24 protein-coding genes and 1 pseudogene are annotated in these 24810 nt (G+C 53.9%); 8 read left to right on the forward strand and 17 right to left on the reverse strand.

Going from position 1 to position 24810, the window contains the following annotated elements; translation table 11 throughout:
- Position 1: 1 nt before the first annotated feature.
- The 4 genes from GOV85_RS17390 to GOV85_RS17405 all read right to left on the reverse strand — a co-directional run bounded on the left by GOV85_RS17390 (position 2) and on the right by GOV85_RS17405 (position 3468).
- On the reverse strand, positions 2 to 190 hold the full coding sequence (locus tag GOV85_RS17390) for a hypothetical protein (RefSeq protein WP_171180476.1): 189 nt from the start codon (positions 188 to 190) through the stop codon (positions 2 to 4).
- The gene (locus tag GOV85_RS17395; RefSeq protein ID WP_171180478.1) at positions 187 to 1125 is read right to left on the reverse strand and encodes a carbohydrate ABC transporter permease; all 939 of its coding nucleotides are present in this window, start codon (positions 1123 to 1125) and stop codon (positions 187 to 189) included. Before GOV85_RS17395 ends, GOV85_RS17390 begins: the two co-directional genes overlap by 4 nt.
- Entirely contained in the window at positions 1122 to 2069 is a 948-nt protein-coding gene (locus tag GOV85_RS17400; RefSeq protein ID WP_171180480.1) for a carbohydrate ABC transporter permease, read from the reverse strand. The genes GOV85_RS17395 and GOV85_RS17400 overlap by 4 nt, the downstream gene beginning before the upstream one ends.
- A 79-nt stretch (positions 2070 to 2148) precedes the next feature.
- A complete protein-coding gene (locus GOV85_RS17405) occupies positions 2149 to 3468 on the reverse strand; it encodes an ABC transporter substrate-binding protein (protein WP_171180483.1) in 1320 nt (439 codons plus the stop codon).
- A 399-nt stretch (positions 3469 to 3867) separates the two neighbouring features.
- Between GOV85_RS17405 and GOV85_RS17410 the strand changes: the two genes are divergently transcribed.
- Together GOV85_RS17410 and GOV85_RS17415 are read left to right on the forward strand one after the other, a co-directional pair.
- The gene (locus GOV85_RS17410; RefSeq protein ID WP_171180484.1) at positions 3868 to 4647 is read left to right on the forward strand and encodes an MOSC domain-containing protein; all 780 of its coding nucleotides are present in this window, start codon (positions 3868 to 3870) and stop codon (positions 4645 to 4647) included.
- Positions 4648 to 4875: 228 nt separating this feature from the next.
- Positions 4876 to 5634, forward strand: a complete 759-nt coding sequence (locus GOV85_RS17415; RefSeq protein WP_245223252.1) for a DMT family transporter — start codon at positions 4876 to 4878, stop codon at positions 5632 to 5634.
- Here GOV85_RS17415 and GOV85_RS17420 read toward each other — a convergent pair.
- The 12 genes from GOV85_RS17420 to GOV85_RS17475 all read right to left on the reverse strand — a co-directional run bounded on the left by GOV85_RS17420 (position 5616) and on the right by GOV85_RS17475 (position 17140).
- Complete coding sequence (locus tag GOV85_RS17420; protein WP_171180486.1) at positions 5616 to 6323, reverse strand: IS6 family transposase; 708 nt, start codon at positions 6321 to 6323, stop codon at positions 5616 to 5618. The genes GOV85_RS17415 and GOV85_RS17420 overlap by 19 nt on opposite strands.
- Before the next feature lie 719 nt (positions 6324 to 7042).
- Positions 7043 to 7528, reverse strand: coding sequence for a prepilin peptidase (locus GOV85_RS17425; protein ID WP_171180488.1), 486 nt, complete (start codon positions 7526 to 7528; stop codon positions 7043 to 7045).
- Positions 7518 to 8372 carry a LuxR family transcriptional regulator gene (locus tag GOV85_RS17430; RefSeq protein WP_171180491.1) on the reverse strand — a complete coding sequence of 285 codons (855 nt, stop codon included), beginning with the start codon at positions 8370 to 8372 and terminating at the stop codon, positions 7518 to 7520. Before GOV85_RS17430 ends, GOV85_RS17425 begins: the two co-directional genes overlap by 11 nt.
- A gap of 225 nt (positions 8373 to 8597) precedes the next feature.
- Positions 8598 to 9599, reverse strand: a complete 1002-nt coding sequence (locus tag GOV85_RS17435) for a type II secretion system F family protein (protein WP_171180493.1) — start codon at positions 9597 to 9599, stop codon at positions 8598 to 8600.
- A gap of 10 nt (positions 9600 to 9609) precedes the next feature.
- Entirely contained in the window at positions 9610 to 10581 is a 972-nt protein-coding gene (locus GOV85_RS17440; RefSeq protein WP_171180501.1) for a type II secretion system F family protein, read from the reverse strand.
- A gap of 3 nt (positions 10582 to 10584) precedes the next feature.
- Positions 10585 to 11973, reverse strand: coding sequence for a CpaF family protein (locus tag GOV85_RS17445; RefSeq protein WP_171180503.1), 1389 nt, complete (start codon positions 11971 to 11973; stop codon positions 10585 to 10587).
- A gap of 14 nt (positions 11974 to 11987) precedes the next feature.
- Positions 11988 to 13196, reverse strand: a complete 1209-nt coding sequence (locus GOV85_RS17450; RefSeq protein ID WP_171180505.1) for an AAA family ATPase — start codon at positions 13194 to 13196, stop codon at positions 11988 to 11990.
- 24 nt (positions 13197 to 13220) lie between these two features.
- Entirely contained in the window at positions 13221 to 13883 is a 663-nt protein-coding gene (locus GOV85_RS17455) for a TadE/TadG family type IV pilus assembly protein (RefSeq protein ID WP_171180507.1), read from the reverse strand.
- A gap of 29 nt (positions 13884 to 13912) precedes the next feature.
- Positions 13913 to 14419, reverse strand: coding sequence for a TadE/TadG family type IV pilus assembly protein (locus GOV85_RS17460; RefSeq protein ID WP_171180509.1), 507 nt, complete (start codon positions 14417 to 14419; stop codon positions 13913 to 13915).
- A gap of 5 nt (positions 14420 to 14424) precedes the next feature.
- Entirely contained in the window at positions 14425 to 15993 is a 1569-nt protein-coding gene (locus GOV85_RS17465; protein ID WP_171180511.1) for a Tad domain-containing protein, read from the reverse strand.
- A gap of 23 nt (positions 15994 to 16016) precedes the next feature.
- Positions 16017 to 16832: a Flp pilus assembly protein CpaB gene (gene cpaB / locus GOV85_RS17470; RefSeq protein WP_171180513.1), complete on the reverse strand. Its 816-nt coding sequence runs from the start codon at positions 16830 to 16832 to the stop codon at positions 16017 to 16019.
- 134 nt (positions 16833 to 16966) lie between these two features.
- Positions 16967 to 17140 (reverse strand): Flp family type IVb pilin, encoded by a 174-nt coding sequence (locus GOV85_RS17475; protein WP_171180515.1) that lies wholly within the window; start codon positions 17138 to 17140, stop codon positions 16967 to 16969.
- A 327-nt stretch (positions 17141 to 17467) separates the two neighbouring features.
- Between GOV85_RS17475 and GOV85_RS17480 the strand changes: the two are divergent.
- A pseudogene (locus tag GOV85_RS17480) lies at positions 17468 to 17843 on the forward strand (transposase); the annotation flags it as partial.
- Between the two features lie 617 nt (positions 17844 to 18460).
- On the opposite strand, the gene GOV85_RS17485 reads toward GOV85_RS17480, so the two are convergent.
- Positions 18461 to 19363: a LysR substrate-binding domain-containing protein gene (locus GOV85_RS17485; RefSeq protein WP_171180517.1), complete on the reverse strand. Its 903-nt coding sequence runs from the start codon at positions 19361 to 19363 to the stop codon at positions 18461 to 18463.
- 180 nt (positions 19364 to 19543) lie between these two features.
- Between GOV85_RS17485 and ugpB the strand changes: the two genes are divergently transcribed.
- The 5 genes from ugpB to GOV85_RS17510 all read left to right on the forward strand — a co-directional run bounded on the left by ugpB (position 19544) and on the right by GOV85_RS17510 (position 24660).
- Positions 19544 to 20854 (forward strand): sn-glycerol-3-phosphate ABC transporter substrate-binding protein UgpB, encoded by a 1311-nt coding sequence (gene ugpB, locus GOV85_RS17490; RefSeq protein ID WP_171180519.1) that lies wholly within the window; start codon positions 19544 to 19546, stop codon positions 20852 to 20854.
- Between the two features lie 61 nt (positions 20855 to 20915).
- Positions 20916 to 21797 carry a sn-glycerol-3-phosphate ABC transporter permease UgpA gene (gene ugpA / locus GOV85_RS17495; RefSeq protein WP_155150415.1) on the forward strand — a complete coding sequence of 294 codons (882 nt, stop codon included), beginning with the start codon at positions 20916 to 20918 and terminating at the stop codon, positions 21795 to 21797.
- A gap of 20 nt (positions 21798 to 21817) precedes the next feature.
- Complete coding sequence (ugpE, locus tag GOV85_RS17500; RefSeq protein WP_170353922.1) at positions 21818 to 22654, forward strand: sn-glycerol-3-phosphate ABC transporter permease UgpE; 837 nt, start codon at positions 21818 to 21820, stop codon at positions 22652 to 22654.
- Between the two features lie 3 nt (positions 22655 to 22657).
- Positions 22658 to 23713: a sn-glycerol-3-phosphate ABC transporter ATP-binding protein UgpC gene (ugpC, locus tag GOV85_RS17505; RefSeq protein WP_171180521.1), complete on the forward strand. Its 1056-nt coding sequence runs from the start codon at positions 22658 to 22660 to the stop codon at positions 23711 to 23713.
- Entirely contained in the window at positions 23713 to 24660 is a 948-nt protein-coding gene (locus GOV85_RS17510; protein WP_171180523.1) for a glycerophosphodiester phosphodiesterase family protein, read from the forward strand. The genes ugpC and GOV85_RS17510 overlap by 1 nt, the downstream gene beginning before the upstream one ends.
- The last annotated feature ends 150 nt before the right edge of the window (positions 24661 to 24810 follow it).

The raw sequence follows: 24810 nt of genomic DNA on the forward strand, positions 1-24810 counted from the left end.
TCTACTCCGGGAAATGGCTGACGATGATGAACATGACGGTTCCGATCAGCGTGACGATGAAAGAGTAGGTGAAGGCCCAAAGGACAAAGGGCTGCATCAGCATAAAGACACCCAGCGCAATAAGGATGGTTGCGACCATCTCCCATGGGCCGCGGCGAAATCGCAACAATCCGTTAAGAAACCCGCTCATTTGCGTACGGCTCCGAATGTGATCCCACGCAGCAAGTGTTTGCGCATCAGGATGGTGAATATCATGACAGGGATCAGGAAGATCGTGGCACCTGCCGCCACAGCAGGCCAATCCAGGCCGCCAATACCGATAATGGTTGGGATGAACGGTGGTGCAGTCTGCGCGTTCGCGGATGTCAGCAGCACGGCAAACGCGTACTCATTCCAGGCGAAGATCAAGCAAAAGATAGCTGTTGAGGCTATGCCGGTCGCGGCTTGCGGCAGCACCACTTTGTAAAACGCCTGAAACCGTGTGTAGCCATCTATGAGCGCGGCTTCTTCGTACTCTCTTGGGATTTCGTCAATGAAGCCTTTTAGCAACCAGACCGCCAAGGAAATATTTACACCCGTATATAGCAGGATCATTCCAAGATGCGTGTCGCTTAATCCAAGGTTTCTGAACATCAGGAAGATTGGGATTGCGACAGCAACTGGTGGCATCATCCTTGTACTCAGGATGAAGAACAGAAGGTCGTCCTTGAGTGGGACCTTGAACCTGCTGAATGCATAGGCGGCCAGAGTGCCTAGGAAGATACTCAAGAACGTCGAGCCAAATCCGATGATAACCGAATTCATAAAGCGCTCGCCGAACTTCGATGGTCCTACAATCACCATGTCGTACTGGCGGACGATTTCATCGGTCCAGTTCTGCGGCGGGTTCGCTTCCAAAAACTCCTGCGTCTGCCGCGTGCGCGTGGTGAATAGATTTACATACCCTTCAAGCGTTGGGTCAAAGACCACTTTGGGCGGGTAGCTGATCGCATCGGCCGGAGATTTGAAACCCGTCAGCAAGATCCATACCAGTGGGATCATCGTAATCATCGCATAGCCGATGACCAGAAAGCCTGCGATCCACTTGGACCGGTTTGAAGGTTCAGTGACGGAAAAACTGCTCATCTCTGTTTCACCTTGTTCAGGGCTTTGACGTAGATCGACGCAAGGCCGAACACGGTGACGAAAAGGATAATCGCATAGGCTGACGCATAGCCCGTACGCCACTTCTCAAAGGCTTCGCGTTTCAGGTTGATCGAGGTGAGTTCCGTAACAGACCCCGGCCCCCCGCCGGTTAGCTGAACCACCAGATCGAACATCTTGAAGTTCTCGATTCCTCGAAACAGCACCGCGAGCATCAGGAACGGTAGCACCATCGGAATGGTGATTGTGAAGAACTGCCGCAGCTTGCTGGCCCTGTCGATCTCAGCCGCCTCGTAGATGTAATCGGGAATGCTGCGCAGCCCGGCCAGACAGATTAGCATCACGAAGGGGGTCCACATCCAGGTGTCGACAATCACGATCGCCCAAGGGGCCAGATTGACGGATCCGAGCATTTCAAAGCTCGATGGGTCTTTGCCTGTAAACCAGGACACGATGTAGTTAAACAGCCCGATTTGAGGTTGATACAGGAACTTCCAGAAGTTCCCGACGACTGCAGGAGACAGCATCATCGGCAGCACGATGATCGTTGTCCAAAGATCGTTGCCCTTGAATTTCTTGTTGAGCAACCAGGCCAGAGTAAACCCGATCAAGACCTGGAAAAAAATCGTCCAGAACAGGAAGTGCGCCGTCGCCTGCATATTTAGCCAGGTGTCCGAGTCTGTCAGAATACGCTCGTAATTCCTGAGCCCGACATCTTTGACTTCGCGCCCGATCCGGTTGGCCTTGTAGTTGGTAAAGCTCAGTTGGATGGTCCAGATCAACGGAAAGATGTTGATCGCCAGCAATAGGAATATCGTTGGGGAGATGAATATCCAGGCGATCGCGCGATCGGATAAACCTCGTATTTTTCGCGCAACTCGCTCGGGCGTTGCCTGCGCAACGCGATCTACGGTCCTGTCAGACATCTCTTTGCCAGTTCTTGTTGGTTTAGGACTCACGGGTGAAGGTGGAGCGGGATAGCACCCGCTCCTGCCTTTGTCCGGACTACAGCTTGCCTTCGTCTTCGAAGACTTCCGTCCAATCTTCAATCAGAAGATCAAGCGCTTCTTGAGCTGTACCTTGATCAGCAACCACGTAGTCGTGGATGCGTTTCTGCATGGCCAGCAGGAGTTCCGCGTAGGCAGGCTCTTGCCAGAAATCCTGAACTCCAGCCATTGCTTCAAGGAAGTCACCGGCAAACGGTTGGCTGTCCACGAAACCAGGATCTTGCAGCACGGAGTTATGTGCCGAATAGCCGCCTAGCTCCCACCATTTGGCCTGCACTTCTGGCTGTGCGAACCACTTGATGTATTCAAGGGCGGCGTCCTGTTTGTCAGAGTAGCTGACAACAGAAATGCCTTGTCCGCCAAGCGTTGAACCTGCCTGATTTTGTGGCGGGTTTACAAAGAAGTCGATCTTGTCACCGCCGGTATTGGGGTCGGCATAGAGACCTGGGAAGAACGCAAACCAGTTCATCGCCATGGCGACCTGACCGGACTTAAAGGCATCCAGGCTCTCACCCATGTAAGAGTTGGTATATCCCGGAGGTGTCGCCGTTTTGTAGAATTCCTTGTAAAATTCTAGAGCTTCAACAGCTTCCGGTGAGTTTACAGCACCTTCCATGTCATATGAGCCCGGGGTGTTTTCGTATTTGAAACCCCATGGATACAGCGCTCCGGTCACACCCATGGTGATCCCTTCCGAGCCGCGTTCGGTAAAGATTGCTGCACCGTAGACAGTCTTGCCGTCGATTTCACGACCCTGAAAGAACTGGGCGATCTGCAACAACTCTTTCTGAGACTGAGGTTCACGTAGGTCCTGACCAGTCGCCTCCTTGTATGCAGCTTGGATTTCGGGATTTTCGAACCAGTCCTTGCGATAGAACCAGCCGTTTGCATCGCCCATCGCAGGCAGCGCGTAGTAGTTTGGTGTACCTTTGGGCCAGGTCGAGTAAGCGTAAACAGTGGCCGGTGCGAAATCGTCCATGCTGATGCCTTCAGCATCGAAGAAGTCGTTCAGCTGGACGTAATGACCATTCTCAGCGCCGCCGCCGATCCATTGGCTGTCACCGATCAGTAGGTCGCAGAGCTTACCCCCAGAGTTCAGCTCGTTCAGCATACGGTCCGCAAAATTTGGCCACGGAACAAATTCGAAGTTCATCGTGTGGCCGGATTCTGCTTCGAATTCCTTGGATAGTTCGACAAGCGCGTTGGCCGGATCCCATGCAGCCCAACATAGCGTCAGATCTTCAGCATTTGCCTTGGTAGAAAGAGTAGTAGCGGCAAGGACTATTGCGCTGGCCGAAGCCAGTTTTGTGTAAGTCATCCATTCCTCCCTTTTTGCGCCGTCAATCGAGGATGTGCGAATCGCGGCATACTTCCAAGGCTATTTGAGGTACGCACCTCATGTCCAGAAATATTTGAGGTTCGTACCTCAGATGAGCAGGGAAGTTCGTTGAACTTGTTGTCTTAACCTATGATTTTAATAGAAATTGTTTGTTTTCTTTGATGTGCATCTATTTTCGGCAGTAAGGTTTTAAATTGCCATATCGACAAAAACTGGCGCGGCCCACTTTGGCGGCCATCATGGTTCCAACACGTTTAGCGAACCCGCTGCTGAAGCACTCACAGATTATTTAGTCGATACCTAGGAGAATTGGAGATAGCTTCAAAAAGCACGCACCACTCGGGATCGTGCATAACTCGTTTGGTCAGGTGCAAACGTATGAAAACTCTCTCTATCGTAAGATTGAACCGCTACCCAATAAAAGGCTTGAGCGCCGAGCCCATGCAAACTGTAACGCTGCGTTCAGGAGATGGCATTCCAGGTGACCGTCTGTTCGGATTTGCTCGATACAACTCCGGTTTCGACGTACATAACCCGCAGCCGCTCCCGAAAGATCGCTTTGTTGTTTTGTTGAATGAAGCTGCGCTTGCAGGCGTTAAGACAAATTTTAATGTTGAGACCCAATATCTTGAGATCAAAGCGAGCGGCAAAACACGCAGCTTTAATATGCAAGCACCAGAAGATCGGATGAATGCGGTGAGTTTCCTGTCTTCGGAGATCGACCTAAAAGACCCCGAACCACCAAATTTCGTTTCGTCCGCTCCGCATCGGTTTACAGATGTATCTGTCGTGTCACCTAAAATGATGAACGCGATATCCGTTCTAAATCTGGCGTCTGTGGAAAAGTTAGGTGAAAAACTGAACGCGGAAGTCCACCCAGCGCGCTTCCGGGCGAATATCGAGATGGACGGTTTACCCCCGTTTTCTGAGTTGGATGAAGCTGGATCAGTTTTTAGATTTGGCGATGTTGAGTTAAAGATACTCTCACGTACGAAAAGGTGTGCAGCCACTGAAGTGAACCCGGAAACGGCTAAGCGGGACCTGAAGATACCCTATCTAATTCGGAAGTTGATGGGTCATACGGACATGGGTGTCTATGTTGAGGTTGCTGTAGGCGGAACGTTGAGAGTCGGCCAAATTGGGGAGATGTTGAATTGAGTGTTACTCACCCCGCCAGAGTGGCAGTCGCAGGCGATTTGTCCCGCGTTCTCTCAAGTAATTTGTGTCTACGCTTTCGCCAGTCGTTTTCTTGCTCGCCCAGCCTAGCGAATGTGACTCCGTCAAAAAAATGCTCCAGATGAAGCATGTAATTGACCGAACCTGGAAAGTTCACAAAGGTCGTTTTTTGCGGATTTCTCTGACCTCTTCCCAGGCTTGGGAAGAAAGATGGGCTTCGACCGGCTGCCGATTGCGCTCGTTGCAGCCATCGAATTCGTCAGTACCATCGTTATTGCTCTTTTGGGCGTACGTACTGGGCGCAACTATCTTGCCTTTGCCTTCGCAATCATCGGCGTAGCCCTCCTGATTGACGTGCCGTCGCTACTGGCAGCAGATGGACCTGATCTCATTTCTGATCTTCTTGGCCTGTTCTGGGCGGTGCTGAACAGCTCGCTTTTCGTTCTCTACATCATCTTCGGCCACAAGATTTCCGAAGGTGGCGCGTCGGGCGGTGTGGAGCGCCTTGGCGCTGTCTCGACAGCGGCCTTTATATTTGTGATGCCCATAGGTTTCCCGCAAGCCCTCGACGATTTTGGTGCGCCCTCGCTGGTACTGACCGGGATCGGCGTCGGCATCTTTTCCTCGTTAATCTCCTATGTCTGCGATCAGCTCGCGATGGCCCGCTTGCCACGTGCCAGCTTCGCGTTCCTTATGGCTCATCTGCCAGCGACCGCTACGATCATCGTCGCGACGGTCTTGCGTCAGGTTCCGAGCGCTGTGGATGTCCTCGGCGTGCTCCTCGTCATGATTGGCGTAGCCGTTCACAAATCCTGTCGATGCGGTCTGCGGGTGTCGACGGCGACTAGAATCGGCCATTCGCTGCAACCTGACGAACGAGCAGGTTGGGCTCAATGCGGTGCTGTCAGACGAATTCGAACCAGTCTCAGTTTGCCGCGGAAACCGCGAACCTATCCGGAACAAAGTTGACGCCACTCGCTAAGAGCGGCGGCGCGAGTCAGCTTGAAGGTGTCTCGGCTGGCTAGCGATCTTTCCTGGTTGAAGTGGTTGTAGATGGAGGAATGGACGGCGGCGAACTTCTGCAAACTTCGCATGCGCCTGAAACGCTGCATCGCGCGTTCGCGTCGTCGAAACGGCAGGTGCGAGTTCTCGACGCGGTTGTTGAGCCACCTGCCCGTTTGCTGTTTTTCGAATGCACCCAGTTCTCTGAGCGCGGCTCTGTATGAGGCGAAGCGATCCGCGACGACATTTTCCGCTTTTCCGTGTCGCTTCATCAATTTCTTGAGGAATTTCAATGCTGCCTGCTTGTTTCGGCGTTTGGTAACAACGGCTTCCAGCACCTCGCCTTCGTGATCAACAGCCCGCCAAAGATAATTCCGCTTGCCATTTACCCTCACGAAAACCTCGTCCACGTGCCACTTCCATTTCGAGAATGCGTGCTGCTGCTGAACACGCTTTCGTCTGATCTCAGCAGTAAACATCGGGCCAAACCTGTTCCACCAATATCGGACAGTTTCGTGGCTCACGTCGATGCCTCGTGCGTGCAGCAGGTCTTCAACATTCCGAAGCGAGAGAGGGAAACGGATGTACAGCATCACCGCACGGCGGATGATCTCTGGTCTGGTTTTGAAGTACTTGAAAGAGGCCGGATTGGTCATGGGCAAAAACTACGCAACACCCCTGCCCCGCTCAACCAAAGTTCGTCTGACAAGACCCATTTTCTGAATACTAACTGCTAAGAATTTACCTTTGGTTCAAAGGCCGAATGGGCTTCAGGAGAAAAAGATTACGGCGATTTTGAGCGGTAGCTTTGGGCTCGATGCAAACGTTCGCACAGTTTCTGCGAAAGACCGCTTTGCGGGACAGAGCCGCCATTGGCCCACTTTCACCGTAGGACCGGACACAGCCCGAAGCGGACATTCACAACTGAGCTTTGCAAATTCCGAGATGCGGGACTAAGCAGCTGTTCGCACTCAAGCACCTAATTACGACATTTAGCCTCTTTGCAGCCATTGAATCGATGCCCAGCATCCGGAGCAATGGCGTCAACCGGACATTCTTTGCAGACGCAAATTGGAGAGCCTTCCAATTGCTAAGCGATCATTCGGCTCCAACGCGGTGCTGTTTGTCGGTTTTACCCCAAAACCCATTTGGCCTAAGCGTTGTCGCCAAAAACCTGAAAACCGCAAAAATTGAACTTTCCTCACAGCTCATAAGGCGATGTAGTGCTCACCACACCAGATCATGTTTGGCTGGTTGAAAGACTGAAGACGCGTTGCCACCTGCTACGACAAAAACCTTAAGGGCTTCCTTTCTGCCATAGCAGTCCAGCAACCGATTTTTGTTTGCTACGAGGCCTAAGACCACCCTAAAATTTCTACCCCAAACCCATCGCAACCAAGGGCAATAACACACCCGACATGGCTATCGATACACCCATCGGATAGCTGGCTTTTGGTCGCATTGCGAGCCAGCGGCATTCCGGAAATCCAATTATCGAGCGGGTTGTGATCACAAACAGCATGCCCACGACCATGGACAGGGTGAAAGTGTAGAAGAACAGCAAAAGAAAGTAGCTGGGCACAAACATTGTCAGCGCGGCGATTGCCTTTACGTCCCCTCCACCCCACAGGCGCAGCATGAAACCAAGAAAACCAACGACAAATACGCCGACGCCGAAGATCGCGCGGTATAACGTCTCGTGGAAGGATAGAAACACGGGCGTGGAGAGGACAAAAGCGGCGAGCATAATCAGCACCAGCCTATTGGATATCCTGAGGTTCTTCAGGTCATTCCATGCCATTGCAGCCAAAAGCGGAGTAATGACGATCAAGGGGACGAACTGCGCGACTTCAGGCGACATTTTCGCTACTCGCAGTCAGCGATTGGCGCTTGACCATCGGGGTCAACAAATCATGGATCAATTCGGGTTGAGAGGACGTTTCTGTTTTGACGTAGATATTGCGAAGATGCGTACGCAGTGTCGAAATTGAAATCGACAACTCGGACAACAAGGCGTTGTTGTTCAATCCCCGCGCCAATAAAACGCAAACCCGATATTCCGAGCGGCTCAGCCGACAAGGGTTGTCCATAGACAAAATGCTTTTTGGTTCTTTCTTGATAAGCTTTCGGCGCGTGTTTTTCTGCTTCGCTTCGGAAAACCGACCAAGAGATCTTTTCTTCCAGCAATCCGACAGAACAGGGCCCAGAACGCTCAGTATATCAACCACAGCCGAAGAGATGGGGTGGCTAAAATGCAATTCCAGAAAGTCGGCGACACCATTTTGCCTTTCCAGCAAAATGGATACGGACTCGTAAAATCTGCGGAACTCATAGAACTCTGATAGATGTTCGTATTCAGAAAGGTCATCGAGCTTGCCGAACCAAGCCGACCCCAGTTTGGCCCGGCTCATGTTGTTGCCGTAGATGGCAGGCGCGATGCAGAAGTCGAAACCGCTGAAACTGTCCGGCGTCTTGTGATTGGCGTCGTAGCTCAGCACTTTTGCCGAATTCTGATTGCCTTGCAGGTCCACCCGGCTGATTGAAACGACTTCCGCATCAATTGCGCGAGCTGTTTCGCGCAGTGCATTTAGCAGTGGGACTTTCCCCTGAGTCGCCTGGCAAAGGACAGCTACGACTTTAAGAAGTTCTGACGTTGGTGCCATTGCACCGGGCGCGAAACGATGCGCCGAAAACAAACTATTCATACCGTTTAACATTGACCGAAACCCGATCACTCCTTTCGACAAACACCCCCACCCGTCGATTGCGTCGCGATTTTTTGTGTGGCCGGACTCCACTTAACTACCTAAAAGCTTACTCTTTTCTCTCTAAACTGGGCAAAATCTGCCGAAACTAGACGCCCGTTTTGTCCTCGTTTTGGAAACATGAACTGCCCGAACACGCGATTACGGCGGATACGGCCGGCAATTCTACGCCCCAAAGCCCCGGAAGTATCGAATCATCGAAGGTGCGGCGGTAATGATGATCAGCGTCGGCAGCATCAGCGCGGCCAGAACAGCGGACATCTTTACTGGTAGCTGGTTTGCCAGTTCCTGTGCCCGTGTTTCGCGTGAGTCCCGCATTTCAGACGCATAGGTGGTCAGAGCTTCGGACATACTGGTCCCGTAGCGTATGGATTGCTGGACAACAGTGGCAAAAGACTGGATTTCATCAACCCCTGTACGCCGCGCCATGTCAGACAGCGCAGTTGCGCGGGGACGCCCGGCCTGAATCTCGTGCTGGGTGTTCAGAAACTCAAACGCCAGATCAGGGGAGGCCAGCGCCAGCTCGTTCCCGACCCGGGTCATGGCGGCATCAAAGCCCAGACCGGCATGAAGTGATATCTGCAACAGGTCGAGGGCGTTCGGAAATGCGTCACGGATACGTTGCTGACGCTCTTTGCGGCGATGCTTCAACCAGGCTGCGGGAACAAAATATCCGACCGCCGTCAGCAAACCAATAAGCTGAATAGCGTTGGCTTTGCTGATGGATTCAAAAATGCCAGTAATCGCGCTGGGAACGGGGATGCCAGGCGTTCTTGAGGCAACGATGAGCAGACCCAAAATCATAGGCACGAAAATTCCAAGCCAAACCCGCGTTAGTGTGTAGATACGCAAGGCATTCCGACCAGTCAGCCCGGCCTGAATCAGCTGATCCTCGATCTTGCGCCGCTCAGCCTCCCTACTGGGCAGTGCGGCCTTAAAAAGACCTTTAGGGGTGACGAGAGTCTCCCGCAACAGTCCACGGTCATTGCGGGCTTCATACCTTTGGGCGCGCAGATTGGCGATGCGGACGGCCGCTGGATGGCGGCGGCTCAACGCCGAGGTTACGGCAACAAACACCAGCAAAACGCCAAGGCCAAAGACGGTCAGCAGAATTGTTTCGGCTGGCCAACCGAAACGAAGCGAAATGATTTCCAGAATATTTTCCATGAAACTGTCCTCAGATACGGAAATTAACGAGTTTGTGCAGGATGATGACGTTCGAGACCATCAGAACGACAACCAGCACTGCAAGTTTAATGAATGCGGGATCGTCGCTGACATCGGTGTAATATCCCGGCGCGTTGATCGACATTAACCCCATGATCACCAGCGGAATGATCGACAGAAGAAACCCGGACAGCCGTCCTTCTGCGGAAATGGCCTTGATCCGCGCGCGCAACGCGATGCGCCGTCTGACAACAGTGGCCAGAACGGACACGATCCGCTCCAGATCGCCACCGGTACCGTGTTGGATCGCCATGCTCGCCGCCAGGTATTGTGCATCTTCCGAGCCGACCCGGTCTGCAAAGTCCTGAACCGCGTCGGGAAGCTCATCACCAAAGCTGATCTGGTCGAAGATGATACCAAACTCGGACCCTATCGGATCTTGCATCTCGTCCGCGACGGCTTTGATCGAGGTGTTGACCGGATGGCCAATTCTCAGGCCGCGCGCCATCAGCTCTAGTGCATCGGGCAACTGACTAGTCAAAGCTTTTTGGCGTTCAGCCTGCCGAGATTTCACGATCAAAGCAGGCAAAACTACACCCAGGATGAGCGCAATCGGAGCCGCTTGCCAAGGCGGTAGGAAAATCATACCGGCGGTAGCGATCGCCAGAGTACCAAACAGGCAAAGCAGCACGAAATTCTTTGCTGAAACATGCAGTCCCGCCTGAATCAATGTATCCGGCAAATTCCCAAAAAACGGAATTTTCGCAAAAAAGCCTGTCTGGGTCTCAGGAAGCAGCAAGGCCAGCCGTTCTTCATCGGACACGCCTTGCCGGACCATGCGCATCCGGCGATTGCGGGCCTCTGCATGGTTTTCACCGCGACGGGCAAAGTGGAACACCCCGGTAATCAGCATGAAAATTCCGACGAAGACGCAAGCCAGCGTCAGATAGTTAAGAAGTTCTGCGGTGTTGATACTGGTCATGCCTCAGCCTCCTGATACTCGGAAAATCTCGGGTTCGAGATCGACACCAGCAGCTGTCAGCAAATCATAGCATTTCGGGCGAATCCCGGTGGGAACAAACTGACCAAGCACTTCGCCGTTTTCCGCGCGCCCCTTTTTCTGGAATACGAAGATGTCCTGCATGGTGATGATCTCACCTTCCATCCCGGTAATTTCCGAGATGCTGGTGACGCGGCGCGAACCATCCGCCAACCGCGACAGATGCACAATGAAGTGCAGCCCCGACGCAATCTGGGATCGAATGGCTGCGGCGGGAAATTCGATACCCGTCATCGTGACCATCTGTTCTAGGCGACCCAATGAATCGCGCGCCGAGTTCGCATGTACAGTTGTCATCGAGCCATCATGGCCCGTATTCATGGCCTGAAGCATGTCGAATGTTTCCGCTCCGCGAACCTCGCCGACAATGATCCTGTCAGGACGCATACGCAGCGCGTTGCGCACCAGATCACGCTGAATAACCTGGCCGTCGCCGGACGGGGACGGCGGGCGTGTTTCCAGGCGGACGACATGCTCCTGCTGGAGTTGCAGTTCTGCGGCGTCTTCGATGGTGACGACACGTTCGCCATGGTCGATATACGAAGACAGGGCGTTCAACATCGTTGTCTTACCCGACCCCGTCCCGCCGGCGATCAGAACGTTCAGGCGCGCATAGACCAGCGATTGCAGGAACCGCGCGGCGGCATCATTCAGAGCGCCATTTGCGACCAGCTTTTCCATCGTCAGCTTCGACTGCGCGAATTTACGGATTGAAACGCTGGGGCCATCAATAGAACAGGGGCGGATGATTGCGTTGACACGGCTGCCATCTTCCAGCCGGGCATCCACCCAAGGTTGGCGTTCATCGACGCGCCGCCCGATCTTGCTGACGATCTTGTCGATAACCCGCAGCAGGTGCTTTTCATCGCGGAACCGCACCGGCACGCGCTCCAGCAGACCAGAGCGTTCGACATAGACCGTCTGATAACCATTAACCAGAATGTCGTTGATCGTTGGATCGGCCAGCAATGGCTCCAATGGGCCAAAACCCAGAATTTCGTCCAAGAGTTCTTCGACGATGCGGTTGAAGTCTTCGGTATTCAGCGGCCTGCCGGTTTGGGACAGAGCGCCACCAACAACCCCGGCGACTTCGCGCCGCAGCACGTCCTTTTCAACCTTTTCGATCACCGAAAGGTTCAGCCGTTCCAGCAAAGCCTCGTGCAAAGTGCTTTTTAGCTCAAGCCAGTCCGCGAGTTCGGTATCTTCTTCTGTGGTGTCTGGCTGAATGTCCTCGGCCAGTCGATCAGCATGCTGGTTCAGATGGATAACTTCGGCCTCATTGGTTCGCCCGGCGCGTGTAAACTTTTCAAACATCCCTTTGACTCCAATTAGGCTGCGTTGTTTCTCAGGTCGGTTTTGCCGACCATGGTTTCATTCATGATTTTCCGGCCCATTGTGCGGATTGCCTTGGACAAGGCACAGTTGCCTGAGGCCTGCGACAAGAGCTGACCCCGATCCAGCGCCTGCTTTGCGTGGCGCGCGTCGCTAGGCAGCCAAAAGCGCAATTCGCGTTCCAGCGCCTTTTGGGCTTCGACATGTTGGCTTGACCGGAATGTCGGTTTCGTTTCCTGGCTGATGACGATCTCAACCGGAGGTTCGAGCCGCTCTTTTGTGAAGAATTCGATCAAACGGCAGGCTTGACGCACCGAAGAGACCGAGCTGTCGCCCACCATCAGCATCCGGTCGGACGCGGTCACAACTGCGCCCAGCCAATCGACCAGTACACGTGGCAGATCAATGACGACAAAGTCGAATTCCAGTCGCAGAGTCTCGATCAACGCGCTGACCTGTTCGCGTGTCAGAACATCCAGAGGAATGAATTCCTCGGGCGCGCTCAGGACTTCTAAACCGGACGCATGTTGCACCAGAGATTGCTGAAGGAACGTCCGGTCCGGCATGACCCCATCCTGGGCCATTCTCAAAAGCCCGGAAGAAGGCTGCAAGTCCAAGGACGTCGCGACCGTGCCGAATTGCAAATCTAGATCTACGACGGCGACCTTGTTTTGCGTCTTTTTCCGGAAGATGCCGGAATAACCCTGCAACTGGTCGGCCAGGTTGATGGACAGCGTCGACGCGCCTATGCCACCACGGGCCGGGCATACGCTAATGATCTGTCCCAGCCGCTGCGGTTGCGGCGAGTAAATTGTCGGCAGCAAGGACTTGTCAACCGTCAGACGTTGAATCTGGTCGGCCAGTTCGTCCTGCCCGATGGGATAGGGCAGAATCTCATCCACACCCGATTTGCTCAGCGCACGCGCTTCGGTCAATGAGATGTCACGGTCGCTAAGTGCCAGCAAGGTGCCGCGCGAACCGGCGCCACGACGAAGATCGCTGACAGTTTCCAGTTCCAATTCGCCTGAAAAGCTGAACACCAGCAGGTCATTTTTACCCATCAGATCACAGGCGCGACCATTTACCGAAGACAAGGTCCCGGAATGTGTCTCTAGCGAAAGATCATCGAACCGGTCGACGGCCTGGGCGACTGAATTCTTAATCGCCTCATTGTCAGAGATTAGGGCTAATGATTTTTGCGTCATTCTTCAGCTCCCATGATTAGAAATTTAACCGTTGACTCCGCTGGCGAGGTCTTCGCCAGGAAGGGTTGCGCTAAAGTCGGAAAATATTTTGAAACCCGTTGTCGCGGTGGTCAGCGCATCGGTTTCTGGCGTTGAGCCGCCCAAAACCAGCGCTGCGATCGAACCCAACGGAGAGACGAACCGGAACGGAAGTTCTTCGATCGTCACTGTGACCATCGGCACATAAGGGCCACCCAGAAAATTCATTTCCGGGTCGAAATCGTAGGTGAACGTGATGTTGCTTTCGTCGAAAGTTGCGGTGGGATCGTTGGGAACGGCAAACTGAAGCATGTTCCAGATGTCGGTCACGGTGGTCTGGGCAGCTGCATTCGCGGGGGCCGCACCGGTGCATACGGTGGCTGCCGGTTCGACGCAGACGCCAGCGGCGAAACTGCAATTGGTTCCGAACCGCGGGCCGGTGATATCGGTATAGGTTCCCCGGGCGTTGGTTGTCGGCACACCGCCACATGCGGGTGGCATCACGGCCGCCATCCGAGCGGCGACCTGTGCTGTTTTTTCAGCCGCCACATAGTGGAAGGCCAATCTGCCGAAATCAATCAGACCCAGGAAAATCAAAAGGAACAACGGCAGGACAAAGGCAAGCTCGGTGACCGTCGACCCATCTTCCTGACGGACAAATCGCGACATTCCGCGGGTTATTTTGCGAATGCAGTGGGTCATGGTCCAAACACCCGGCTGCGATCTGTGATCGTGGTTTGGATCTGCGCCGTTGCCGAGCCTCCTACCAGTTGGAACAGGGGCGTGAACGGCAGATTAGAAATTGTCAGTGACGCGGTCAGGACGGCGACTGGCGTGGGCGAAACACGGTATTCACCTGTAAGCCCGACGCATTCGAGGGACAGAGAATCCAGGCCGACGGCAATGTCAGTGGTCGAAAGCGATGTCAGAGTGTTTGAGACAGCGGCCTGGAAATCGCCGATTGCAGCGCTTGGCGAGGCAGTGCACATATCGGACGGGGCGATCCGGCCAACATAACGGGCAGTGTCCCGAACCCCCGTGATTGCATTTTGATAAGACCAGAATATCCGGCCCCCCTCGACGATCAGGGCAAATGTCACCAACAGGATTGGCAAAAGGATCGCAAACTCGACCAACGCCGCGCCGGACTGGTCATTGCGGAACCGGCCAAGGGTTTTGCTGATATGACGGGATGCACCAAACATGATCATTACTCGTAAAGCTGAACCAGATCGTGAACGATGCCGCCAACTCCGGCGCCGCCGATGCCATCCGATACGGTCTGAATGACCTCACCATAGATGACCGCGTTGGCACCGGTGCTGCCGGATTCCGAAGGGCGGATCAGGAACATCTCGATGAAACTGGTGACCGGAATGGTGCCCGACCCACCGTTAAGCTCGTCCTCAAACGTCGCACAATCGATACCGGCAACGGTGATGACACGGCGCGTAGGATCGGCGCGACCAGCTGACGGGGGTTGGCACGAAGGCATGCTGCTTTCAGCTTTGCCACCGGCGGTCAGGATAGCCTCCAAAGCGGCCTGGTTGGTGACCTCTGCATTGTAGATGTCATAGCGGGTGCCACCAGTCGGGAACCAAGGCGGAATACCGGTCGGGAGAGGGCCGCTGAAATCAGCGCCATAGTTGATAGTCAGATACTCGGTTAGGCCAGTGGTAAAGACGCCATTGCCGATACGAGGCGATGGGCAAGTGCCGCTGGCAAAACAGTCGTCAAGCGGCAGACCCACGGTCGCGGCCGGATCAAGGACCCCGTTCGCTTCATAGGTGGGCGACAGCTGGCTGGTGCAGCTGTTTCCGTTACCTGCAGTGATCCAGCCGTCCAGGACATGCGGAGAAGAGGCGAAATTGTCGACGTCGTAGCGCGAGCCGTTGCTGAACTGCTTGGCGCTAGATTCAAACCGGTCGAAACGCGTGTTGAAGCCAGCCACCATGTTGCCCACGCTCAGACCCGGTCTGGTTTCAACGCCTCTTTGGCTGAAGCACATGGAAACAGCGCGCGATGCCGCCAGAGCACATGAATCTTCCTGACCGTTTGGTGCAGGATCGCAGGCACCGGAGGCATCGATGGCCAGATTCTGATTAGAAGACAGAAAACCGAAGTTGCCGGGCCCCCATTGTCCATTGCCGCCTTGGCTAACCATTCTAATCAACTGGCCTTCGGTCAGATCGAGGCTGGGCTGCGGCAGGCAGATAAACATCGGGGTGATGTCGCAGGCCATCAGGGTGAACCCTGCTACGGCTTCGGCGTTGACGCTGGAGAAAGGCTGCGCATTGCCCAAAAGAGCCGCCGCTGCCGCCGCCAGCGGAGTGGCAACCTCGTGCGTGTCGACGGTCACCCGAACAAATGCAGCAATCGGTCCGCTGGCTGGATCGGTCGAATCCAGCAGTTGCGCGGGTTGAGCGGGATCGGTCGCAGTTGTCGGCGGGTTTTCGTAAAACCGTAGCTGGTAATCCGTTGCACCGGACAACAGCTGATCCTTGTTGCGCACGCCAAAGCTTTGACGGTCGCGGATCATGTTTGCAGCCGCATTGGTGGCACGCGTGATTGAATCCGGGCGCCCATCCAGTTCCCCCGCAGCCGCAAGGGCGACATTGTCCGCAAAGCTCTGCAATTCCGACTGGGTGGTGGTCACGCGGCCAATGTCGAATGCAAGGGCGGCCATACCGACCATGACCGACAGGGCCACCGCAACAAAGACCAGGATCGCGCCGTCTTCGGAGCTGCGGAATTGACGTATGAATTGAGCGAGGGACACGGTCGAAACCTTCCTTGGTCGATTCAGTTAATGATGGATTCAGTCACTTCGGTGCCGCGGCGGACCCGGATTATCGTTTTGCGCACCGGTTCTTTGATGTCCTGCGCAATAACCGGTTCATCAATCAGCAGATCGTTCAACCGCGTCATAGTCAGCGTCTTGTCCTCGGTGTCATCAATGGACCGCAAGGTCAGGCTCAGCCGACCGGCACGCTGCGCCAGGGCAAGGCGCTGGACCTGATCAGGCGTAACGGCAACAGTAACCGTGCGCGCAACAACGGGTTGGTCGGTCTGTTCGTCAGATTCCTGATCGACACCGATGACCCTGATGTTTTGCAAAATGGTGACGGCGTGCATGTCTCTTTTTTCACCAGTGGTCATCACCACATCGACCCGATCGCCCGGGGTTACAAAGCCCCCCACGGCGGTTTCGGCGTCAACCTCGATGGCCATGGCGCGATGATCTGCGCCCAACGTCTGAACGATGGTGACCTTCTCACCAAAGTCGGAAACCTTGCTGTTCAGTATCAGTTCACCCTGAGTAATTGCGCGACGGGCGCGCCGGGACGGCATGTTGGCCGCCGCAATCAGGTCGTCGTAATCTGTAAAGACGCCCACGGGTACGGCACCACGGGGCCAGTCAATGGTTGTCAGCGCGCCGGGCTCGATTTCTTCGCCGAACGAAATATCGCGCGATGCAACGACCACGCTCACCATCTCGCTCTCGGCCCCGACATTTGCGGACTGAGTATCGAATTGAATGTAATCCCGAGCGACGTAAACCGACCCTCCGGCTACGACTAGGCCCGTCAATGCAGTGAAAATGGCAGAGAGTCTCATCTGGTGCTCCTTCAGCTATTTCCTGGCGTTTATTGAATGAACCGATCGGAACGGTTGCACTTTGCCAATGGATCAAGAAAATTTTCCGGGGCGATAAGCACGCGGGGCTGAGCGCACCGCGTGCTTTGTATTCCTTAAGGAATCAGGGTTTCCGCGCTGGTGAACTGACCGTTAACGTCAGCGCCCAAAGCTGTCAGAGTGGCAACTGCAATCGCCGTGACGATTGTCAGAGCAACACCATATTCCACGATGGTCGCGCCGCTTTCGTCGCGTGCCATGGTTTTCATCGTTACGTAAAGCTTCAACATTTTACTCTCCTAGTTAACTCACTAGTTACTGATGGATGCCGCCCAAATTCGCGGCGTTCTAACCCCCTCCATATCGACGGAGCCTTCCACAAGGTTAGGTCCCGCCGTCAGGGCGCCGCATCCTCCAAACCACGGAGAAATACACGCCAAGATTGTAAGATTTGGCATTTTGGTCGATTCTGTGTCGGAAAATTGCCTGATCCCTTACCGGAATCCGAATGGCTAGATTCGTGATTCTTTCCCAACTGACGGGTCGCCAATTCTGGAGCCAAGCTGCTTTGCTGCCAAATGGGTTGAAGGATTCACCTCATAAATCCAGCATGATAGCTGAGAGATACGACCAGTTGGGCCCGAACGAAGTACAAGACCGGGAACTGGCCTTCGTACAATCACGCATTGAAAGAACGAGGATCGCTTTCGATCTGGTTTGATCCTGAGATAGATTGGACACCGCTACCTTAAGGCAAGCGCGGTCGTCACCACAGTTTCAGCGAATCCGCATTCCAAGCGTCTCTGACCCTGAAGGTTTTGTCGGGCTGCAGCTGAGGCAAGCCACGGGCTTCGTGGGTAGTTGCCTGCGGCTGACTGGCGGACTGTGCAGTGCCTGATTTCAGTACCCTGTGCCGCCGTCAAAGAACGCTGAAGGTGAGTCTTCCGTATCGCGGCGGGAAGCGGCCCGCTGCATCTTCTGATCGACTCGACGCTTCACTATTCTTCTCGTGCGGCTCGCAGATGTGCGTATGAACGACAATCCTTTTGATCGGCAGCCCGAAGTTGATGCGACACGGTCCGATCTCGCTCACCTCGGGAATCTTGCGCGGTCTACGGTCGCATAGCATCTGGGTCAACTCCAAGAAGCAGGTTTCATCTCTCGAGCCTACGGGAGTTTCAAGCTTCTAAAGCCACGCGAGATGCGAATGTCATTAATCGCTGGAGCTGACGCGGATTCATGACTCTTTCTATACGGACGCATTGGGTCTGCAGTCGGTTTTTCCAAAGACTGCTTGCTCCTGCGTTGCGGTCATTGGGGCATCGCGCAGCATTGGCCAAAATGGGCTCAAAGCAGTCTTTCGCCGCGTAATGCATCAATGACCGCTGTGCGGACAAAGCTGTCACTAGGTGTCCTAGGATAAGGAGCTAGATCATCCAAGCTCAACTGTAAAACTAATCTGTGTTTCCCCGCTTTTGCCTATTAGGGCAAGGTCGATCTCCTGGGTTATTCCAAATGCTCAAGCATTGGCTTCAAGTTATGAAGATAGAAAAAGTACGGCTTGCTGACAGCGAACATTGGCGTTTTCCGCCATAAAATCAGTGATTTAGTTAGCTTGCCTTGAACGGGGCTAGGCTCTCTTGAAACTGTTCGATGAACTCTAGCGTCACCAGTGACGGTTGCTTCAAAATCGGACGCACAAGGGAAAGCGTATGTGACAAGAGCGGTTTGAACGGTCGGTAGCTCAATCCGTTGTCTGCATATTGGACGGCATCCAACTCGCTGACCACGGAAATCCCAACACCTTTTACAGCCAATTCACAAGCTGCCGTAAACTGCCTGACTTCGATGTGGGAGTTGAGTTTGACGTTGGCGCTTTGAAACGCTTTTGAAAGTTTTCCAAAAAAGTCGCTGTCGCGCCTTGTGTGAATAATCTTGGCATTCGCAAGATCCGTAGGTGACACCTCGGAGAGTTCTTCCAATTCATGTCCGGTAGGAAACACGCAAACTGTACGGACATCGATGTCTCTGCTTTCGACGGCCGGATGCCCGTTAAAGCTGTCTGTGATTCCGAAATCATATTGCTCACCGATCATCCACTCGAGAATGCGTTCTGGTCTGTCAGGCTCGATCGTCATGGTCACACCTGGCCGATTTTGTAAAAAGGTGGCGATGACGTTGGGAAGGTGACTGGTGGCGAACCCGGGCAAACATGCGATTCGGATGTGTCCCGCTTTGCGTTGGGTTATGTCCTGACTAACGTCCGAGATCTGCTTCATCAATTCCAAAACGCGCTCTACGCTGGGTTGCAGATAACGCACCTCCTGCGAAGGAACTAAGCGACCTTCGCGGCGATCAAAAAGTTGAAAGCCAAGCGATTTTTCCAGATCAGAAAGCAGTCGGCTGACCGCAGGCTGGCTTATCCCAAGATCCTTAGCTGCAGCAGTGACCGACCCGTTTGAGGAAACTGCCATGAGCGCTTCCAATTGGCGGATTCTAAAAGTTTGACTCATGCTTTGAACCTGGTTCGTTGTTTGCTTAGTAATTTCATAACGTAGTGTTATGTTTTTTTCAAAAATTTAATGCTTGAATTATAAATTTGTAACGTTAACGTCGTGAAATCGTCATGTGTGCTGATTACGCGTTGCGGTCGGTATTCAACGAAGCATCAACACTGATGCATGGGAGGAATCATGAATAAGCAATTTCTCGGCGCTCTCGCCGTAACTACTGCGTTGTCCCCCGTGGCGGCGATGGCGCAAACTGAAGTTCAGTTCTGGCACGCTTTCACCGGTCGATTGGGTGAGCTTGTTAAAGCGCAAGTTGATGAGTTCAACGCCAGCCAGGATGAGTTCGTCGTGGTCGAAAGCCACAAAGGCAATTACTCGGAAACTCTGAACGCAGGTATTGCGGCTTTCCGCGCCGGCGAGCAACCCCACATTCTGATGGTTTTCGAAGTGGGTACGGCAACGATGATGTCGGCCGAAGGTGCGATCAAACCCGTCTATGAAGTGATGGCTGAAAGCGGTGCGTCGTTTGATCCTGACGCGTACATTGGCGCTGTCAAAGGTTACTACACTACAACGGACGGTGAAATGCTCTCTCTGCCTTTCAACTCGTCCACACCGGTTCTGTGGGTCAATCGCGATGCCTTCGAAGCGGCGGGTGTTGATCCGGACACAGATCTATCGACTTGGGAAAAGGTTGGCGACGTACTTGAGCAGCTTAAGGCTGGCGGCGAGGACTGCCCGCTGGTGACCGCATGGCAAAGCTGGATTCACCTCGAGAACCTGTCGGCCTATCACGACGTTCCGTTCGCATCGCAGGACAACGGTTTTGCCGGTCTGGATACCGAACTGATGCTGAACGGTCCAGCGCAGGTTGCACACCTGACAGCAATGGGTGACTGGGCCAAGGATGGCAAGTTCATCTACACCGGGCGCAGAAACGAAGGTGGTGCAAATTTCCGGGCCGGTGAATGCGCGTTGTTCACGGAAAGCTCGGCCGGTTACGCCGGTATCAGCTCTGAAGCTGAGTTTGAGTTCGACGTAAGGCCGCTGCCCTATTGGGAAGCAGTCACCAGTGAGCCGCAGAATACCATTATCGGCGGTGCATCCCTTTGGGTTATGGAAGGCCATGATCCCGAGGAATACAAGGGCGTTGGAGAGTTCCTAAGCTTCCTTTCCTCGTCGGACGTTCAGGCTGCTTGGCACCAAAATACCGGTTATCTTCCAATCACGGCCGAAGCGGGTGAAGCTACTCGTGCTGCAGGTTTTTATGATGAAAACCCGGGCACCGACATCGCGGTAATCCAGATGACTGCGAAGGAACCAACCGCAAACTCGAAAGGTCTGCGTCTGGGCTCGTTCGACCAAATTCGCGGCATCATCGACGAAGAGCTTGAGGCCGTCTGGTCCGGTGAAAAGACCGCTCAGGAAGCGATGGATAGCGCAAAAGAGCGCGGTGACGCACTGCTGCGCCGGTTCGAATCCGCCAATCAATAAGTCGTAAACTGATGCGGGCCTATTAAGGGCCCGCATTTTCTTTCTTCGGTGGATTATCAAGATGGAAAAACGCGTCACCTTCCGCGGCTGGCTTTTGCCATTGGCGCTGATCGCCCCTCAGGTCATCATTTCCGCCGTTTTCTTCTTTTACCCCGCAGGCCAGGCCGTTTGGCAGTCTCTGTTCATACCTGATCCCTTTGGGTTGTCGTCCCAATTCGTCGGGCTCGGCAACTTTGAGTTCCTTCTGAGCGACAAGTTCTACCGCGCCTCTTTTGTGACAACAGCGGTGTTTTCAACGCTCGTAACGCTGTGTTCAATGATCCCGGCCTTGTTTCTGGCGGTCATCGCAGATCGTCTAATCAAGGGATCGGGCGTCTACCGGACATTGCTGATTTGGCCCTACGCCGTCGCCCCCGCCGTGGCTGGTGTACTGTGGCTGTTCATGTTCAACACGCGCGTTGGTGTCGTGTCTTGGTACCTCGGCCAGCTTGGCTATGACTGGAACCACGTTCTGAACGGCACCGAGGCCATGGGGTTGGTGGTTGTAGCATCGGCTTGGGGGCGCATCAGTTATAACTTCCTGTTTTTTTTCGCAGCTCTGCAATCGGTTCCGCGGTCGGTGATCGAGGCTGCCGCGATCGACGGAGCGCGCTTCTGGCGCCGGTTCTTCACAATTGTACTGCCGCTGCTATCTCCGACGGCGTTTTTCCTGCTGGTGGTGAATGTCGTTTACGCTTTCTTTGAAACCTTTGGCGTTATCCACACCATCACAGGCGGAGGCCCACAACAGGCGACGACCATTCTGGTCTACAAGGTCTTCTCAGACGGCTTCGTCGGGCAGGATCTAGGTTCATCCTCGGCGCAGTCAGTCATTCTACTAATCGTGGTCGGCCTATTGACCGTCATCCAGTTCAAATATGTGGAAAAAAGGGTGCACTACTGATGGCCGCCCAACAACACGGTATGGTCGAAAAACGCGGGATGGGGATCTGGTTGACCCATGCGCTAATGATACTTGGCGTTCTGATCATCTTCTTTCCGATCTGGCTGGCATTTGTGGCCTCGACCGTTACCCAGCCGGAAATCGTGTCACCGCCGATGCCGTTGGTTCCGGGTGATCAGTTCTGGGAAAACTACAAGGCTGCATTGTTTTCTGGCGTGAATGTGCCTGTCGCCACGATGTTGTTCAACAGCCTCGTGATGGCCATTGGTATTGCGGTGGGTAAGATCATCATTTCATTGCTGTCAGCCTTTGCGATTGTCTATTTTCGATTTCCCGGTCGAACGACGTTCTTTTGGCTAATTTTCCTGACGCTGATGCTACCGGTCGAGGTTCGCATTGTTCCAACTTTTGAAGTTGTCGCCGGGTTCGGCATGCTCAACAGCTACTATGGGTTGATCTTCCCACTTATCGCCTCGGCCACGGCAACGTTCCTGTTCCGGCAATTCTTTCTGACAATTCCAGATGAACTGGCCGAAGCAGCTCGAGTCGACGGTGCCCGCCCGATGCGGTTTTTCATTGATATCGTTGTGCCCATGAGCAGGACCAATATCGCGGCGCTGTTCGTGATCTTGTTCATCTATGGCTGGAACCAATACCTTTGGCCGCTGCTCATCACCACCGACCCTGAAATGAACACCATTGTGATGGGCATCAAACAGATGTTCCCGTCCGGCGATGATGTGGCCGAGTGGCCGGTCATCATGGCTACATCAATTCTAGCAATGATCCCACCGGTCATAGTGGTGGTATCGATGCAAAAGCTCTTTGTCCGCGGCCTTGTCGATAGCGAGAAGTAAGAAATGGCAACAGTAACCCTAGAGAACGTCAAAAAGAGCTTTGGCCCAACGGACGTCATCCACGGCATCGATATCGATATTGCTGATGGTGAGTTCATCGTGATCGTCGGACCCTCGGGCTGCGGCAAGTCCACGCTGTTGCGGATGGTTGCGGGTCTAGAAACCGTGACCGATGGCGAAATCCGAATTGGAGAAGAACGAGCCAACGACAAAGAGCCGATGGATCGCGACATCGCGATGGTGTTCCAGAACTATGCACTCTATCCACACATGTCTGTGCGCCAGAATATGGGGTACGGCCTAAAGATCGCCGGTCTGCCCAAGAGCCAGATCGACGAGAAGGTGACTGAGGCTGCCAAGCTGTTGCAACTGGAACCCTTACTGGATCGCAAACCAAGACAACTTTCCGGCGGCCAGCGTCAGAGGGTGGCAATGGGTCGGGCTATTGTCCGCGAACCAGCAGTATTCCTGTTTGATGAACCGCTGTCGAACCTAGACGCTAAACTGCGTGTTCAGATGCGTCTGGAAATTCGTGAGCTTCAGGAGAAGCTGGGCATCACCTCGCTTTACGTAACCCACGATCAGGTCGAGGCGATGACGATGGCAGACAGGATGATCGTCATGAACGGCGGTATCGCCGAACAGATTGGAACTCCGCTGGAGGTGTACGAAACACCGAGAACATTGTTCGCGGCACAGTTCATTGGCAGCCCGGCGATGAATGTGTTTGATGCCCGGCGTGAGAACGGGACAGTCAAGATCGGTGAAGTAGAAGTTGGCCCATCTGCGGGTCCCGATAACGCGTTGAAGCTGGGGATCCGCCCAGAGCACCTGTTGTTGGATGATAGTGGTCCGCTAGAAGCGGCGATCCAGATGGCGGAACCGTTAGGGGCCAACACTCTGTTACACGGTCAACTCGCGAGAGGCGGCGGAGCGATCACCATAAGCCTTCCGGGAGTTCATCCGATCGAGGACCGACATCCGAATATGCGGTTTTCGGTCGCCTCTGAGCACATGCATCTGTTTGACCAATCAACCGGGGAAAGGCTGGAAAGCTAATGGGGTTTCCGCAGGTCGAAGCATTTCGTGGTGGAAACAACCTGATCCGTGTTGTGGGACATCGAGGAGCAAGAGGCGTTTTGCCTGAAAACAGCATGATTGGTTTTGATTTCTCGCTGTCCATCGGCGTACCGCTTCTTGAATTTGATGTCGTTCTAACAGCTGATGACGTTCCGGTCATAACCCACAATCATCGTCTGCACGCATCTGGCTTTCGCGACACCAATGGCCTGTTTCTGACCGGTGAAGAGCCGAAAGTCTCATCTCTGACTTTCGAGCAAATCCAACAATTCGATATTGGACGGTTAGACGGGCATTCTGACTATGGCCAACGTTTCCCGGATCAGGCGCAACTGGACGGCGTTCGTGTTCCAAGGCTGATAGACTTGCTCGATTTGGTAGCCGAAGCAAAATACGGCGATGCCTATCTGATGCTCGAACTGAAATCGGATCCTGACCTGGCTCACGATGCGATTTTTCGAGAGAACTTTGTTGGGCGAGTTCTTCAGGAGGTTCGCGCCAAAGGTCTATCTACGCGCGCGGTTTTACACAGTTTTGACTGGAACCTTTTGGAAGAATGCCAGCGGCAGGCTCCGGACATGCCGTCTTCTTACCTTACGCAGCTTCCGGAAAACGAGGACGAAGTGGGCGAAGATTCCTCGAAAGCGGTTTGCCCAGACTTTCGCGGTCGCTGCGACGAAATCCCATTTTTGGTCAAGCAAGCCGGTGGTTCGCTTTGGTGCCCATATTATGCGGATGTGACAGCAGAAAATGTGGCCCTTGCAAAAGAGCTGGGCTTATGTGTCGCCGTTTGGACTGTCAATGAGCACGAAGAAATAAGCAGGATGATCGACCTGCGCGTGGATGCAATTGTATCTGACTACCCTGGGCGGGTTCAAAGGCATCTGTCGGATTTGGGCATGGGGTGGCATATCGACAACCAGTGAATTCTGCGTCGCTAATTGGTGACGTTTTTTTGTGTTTCTACCAGTCACAATCGGAAAGGATCGGTCACATCATCACTTCAACCTGCTGTGGAGGGCGATAAGCATAGTGGCTCAGCGTACTAAACAAGTTGCAGCATTGCCTCTGCAGTT

This window comes from Ruegeria sp. HKCCA4633 (genome assembly GCF_013034605.1).
Classification (GTDB): Bacteria; Pseudomonadota; Alphaproteobacteria; order Rhodobacterales; family Rhodobacteraceae; genus Ruegeria.

Bases quoted from the DNA above. Each gene is read 5' to 3' on its own strand.
- GOV85_RS17485 (WP_171180517.1), bottom strand. From the start codon at position 19,363: ATGAGTCAAACTTTTAGAATCCGCCAATTGGAAGCGCTCATGGCAGTT.
- GOV85_RS17435 (WP_171180493.1), bottom strand. From the start codon at position 9,599: ATGGAAAATATTCTGGAAATCATTTCGCTTCGTTTCGGTTGGCCAGCC.
- GOV85_RS17510 (WP_171180523.1), top strand. From the start codon at position 23,713: ATGGGGTTTCCGCAGGTCGAAGCATTTCGTGGTGGAAACAACCTGATC.
- GOV85_RS17460 (WP_171180509.1), bottom strand. From the start codon at position 14,419: ATGTTTGGTGCATCCCGTCATATCAGCAAAACCCTTGGCCGGTTCCGC.
- GOV85_RS17455 (WP_171180507.1), bottom strand. From the start codon at position 13,883: ATGTCGCGATTTGTCCGTCAGGAAGATGGGTCGACGGTCACCGAGCTT.
- GOV85_RS17440 (WP_171180501.1), bottom strand. From the start codon at position 10,581: ATGACCAGTATCAACACCGCAGAACTTCTTAACTATCTGACGCTGGCT.
- ugpE (WP_170353922.1), top strand. From the start codon at position 21,818: ATGGTCGAAAAACGCGGGATGGGGATCTGGTTGACCCATGCGCTAATG.
- GOV85_RS17410 (WP_171180484.1), top strand. From the start codon at position 3,868: ATGAAAACTCTCTCTATCGTAAGATTGAACCGCTACCCAATAAAAGGC.
- GOV85_RS17450 (WP_171180505.1), bottom strand. From the start codon at position 13,196: ATGACGCAAAAATCATTAGCCCTAATCTCTGACAATGAGGCGATTAAG.
- cpaB (WP_171180513.1), bottom strand. From the start codon at position 16,832: ATGAGACTCTCTGCCATTTTCACTGCATTGACGGGCCTAGTCGTAGCC.
- GOV85_RS17430 (WP_171180491.1), bottom strand. From the start codon at position 8,372: ATGAATAGTTTGTTTTCGGCGCATCGTTTCGCGCCCGGTGCAATGGCA.
- GOV85_RS17420 (WP_171180486.1), bottom strand. From the start codon at position 6,323: ATGACCAATCCGGCCTCTTTCAAGTACTTCAAAACCAGACCAGAGATC.
- GOV85_RS17415 (WP_245223252.1), top strand. From the start codon at position 4,876: ATGGGCTTCGACCGGCTGCCGATTGCGCTCGTTGCAGCCATCGAATTC.
- GOV85_RS17425 (WP_171180488.1), bottom strand. From the start codon at position 7,528: ATGTCGCCTGAAGTCGCGCAGTTCGTCCCCTTGATCGTCATTACTCCG.
- GOV85_RS17400 (WP_171180480.1), bottom strand. From the start codon at position 2,069: ATGTCTGACAGGACCGTAGATCGCGTTGCGCAGGCAACGCCCGAGCGA.
- ugpC (WP_171180521.1), top strand. From the start codon at position 22,658: ATGGCAACAGTAACCCTAGAGAACGTCAAAAAGAGCTTTGGCCCAACG.
- GOV85_RS17475 (WP_171180515.1), bottom strand. From the start codon at position 17,140: ATGTTGAAGCTTTACGTAACGATGAAAACCATGGCACGCGACGAAAGC.
- GOV85_RS17390 (WP_171180476.1), bottom strand. From the start codon at position 190: ATGAGCGGGTTTCTTAACGGATTGTTGCGATTTCGCCGCGGCCCATGG.
- GOV85_RS17445 (WP_171180503.1), bottom strand. From the start codon at position 11,973: ATGTTTGAAAAGTTTACACGCGCCGGGCGAACCAATGAGGCCGAAGTT.
- GOV85_RS17405 (WP_171180483.1), bottom strand. From the start codon at position 3,468: ATGACTTACACAAAACTGGCTTCGGCCAGCGCAATAGTCCTTGCCGCT.
- GOV85_RS17395 (WP_171180478.1), bottom strand. From the start codon at position 1,125: ATGAGCAGTTTTTCCGTCACTGAACCTTCAAACCGGTCCAAGTGGATC.
- ugpA (WP_155150415.1), top strand. From the start codon at position 20,916: ATGGAAAAACGCGTCACCTTCCGCGGCTGGCTTTTGCCATTGGCGCTG.
- ugpB (WP_171180519.1), top strand. From the start codon at position 19,544: ATGAATAAGCAATTTCTCGGCGCTCTCGCCGTAACTACTGCGTTGTCC.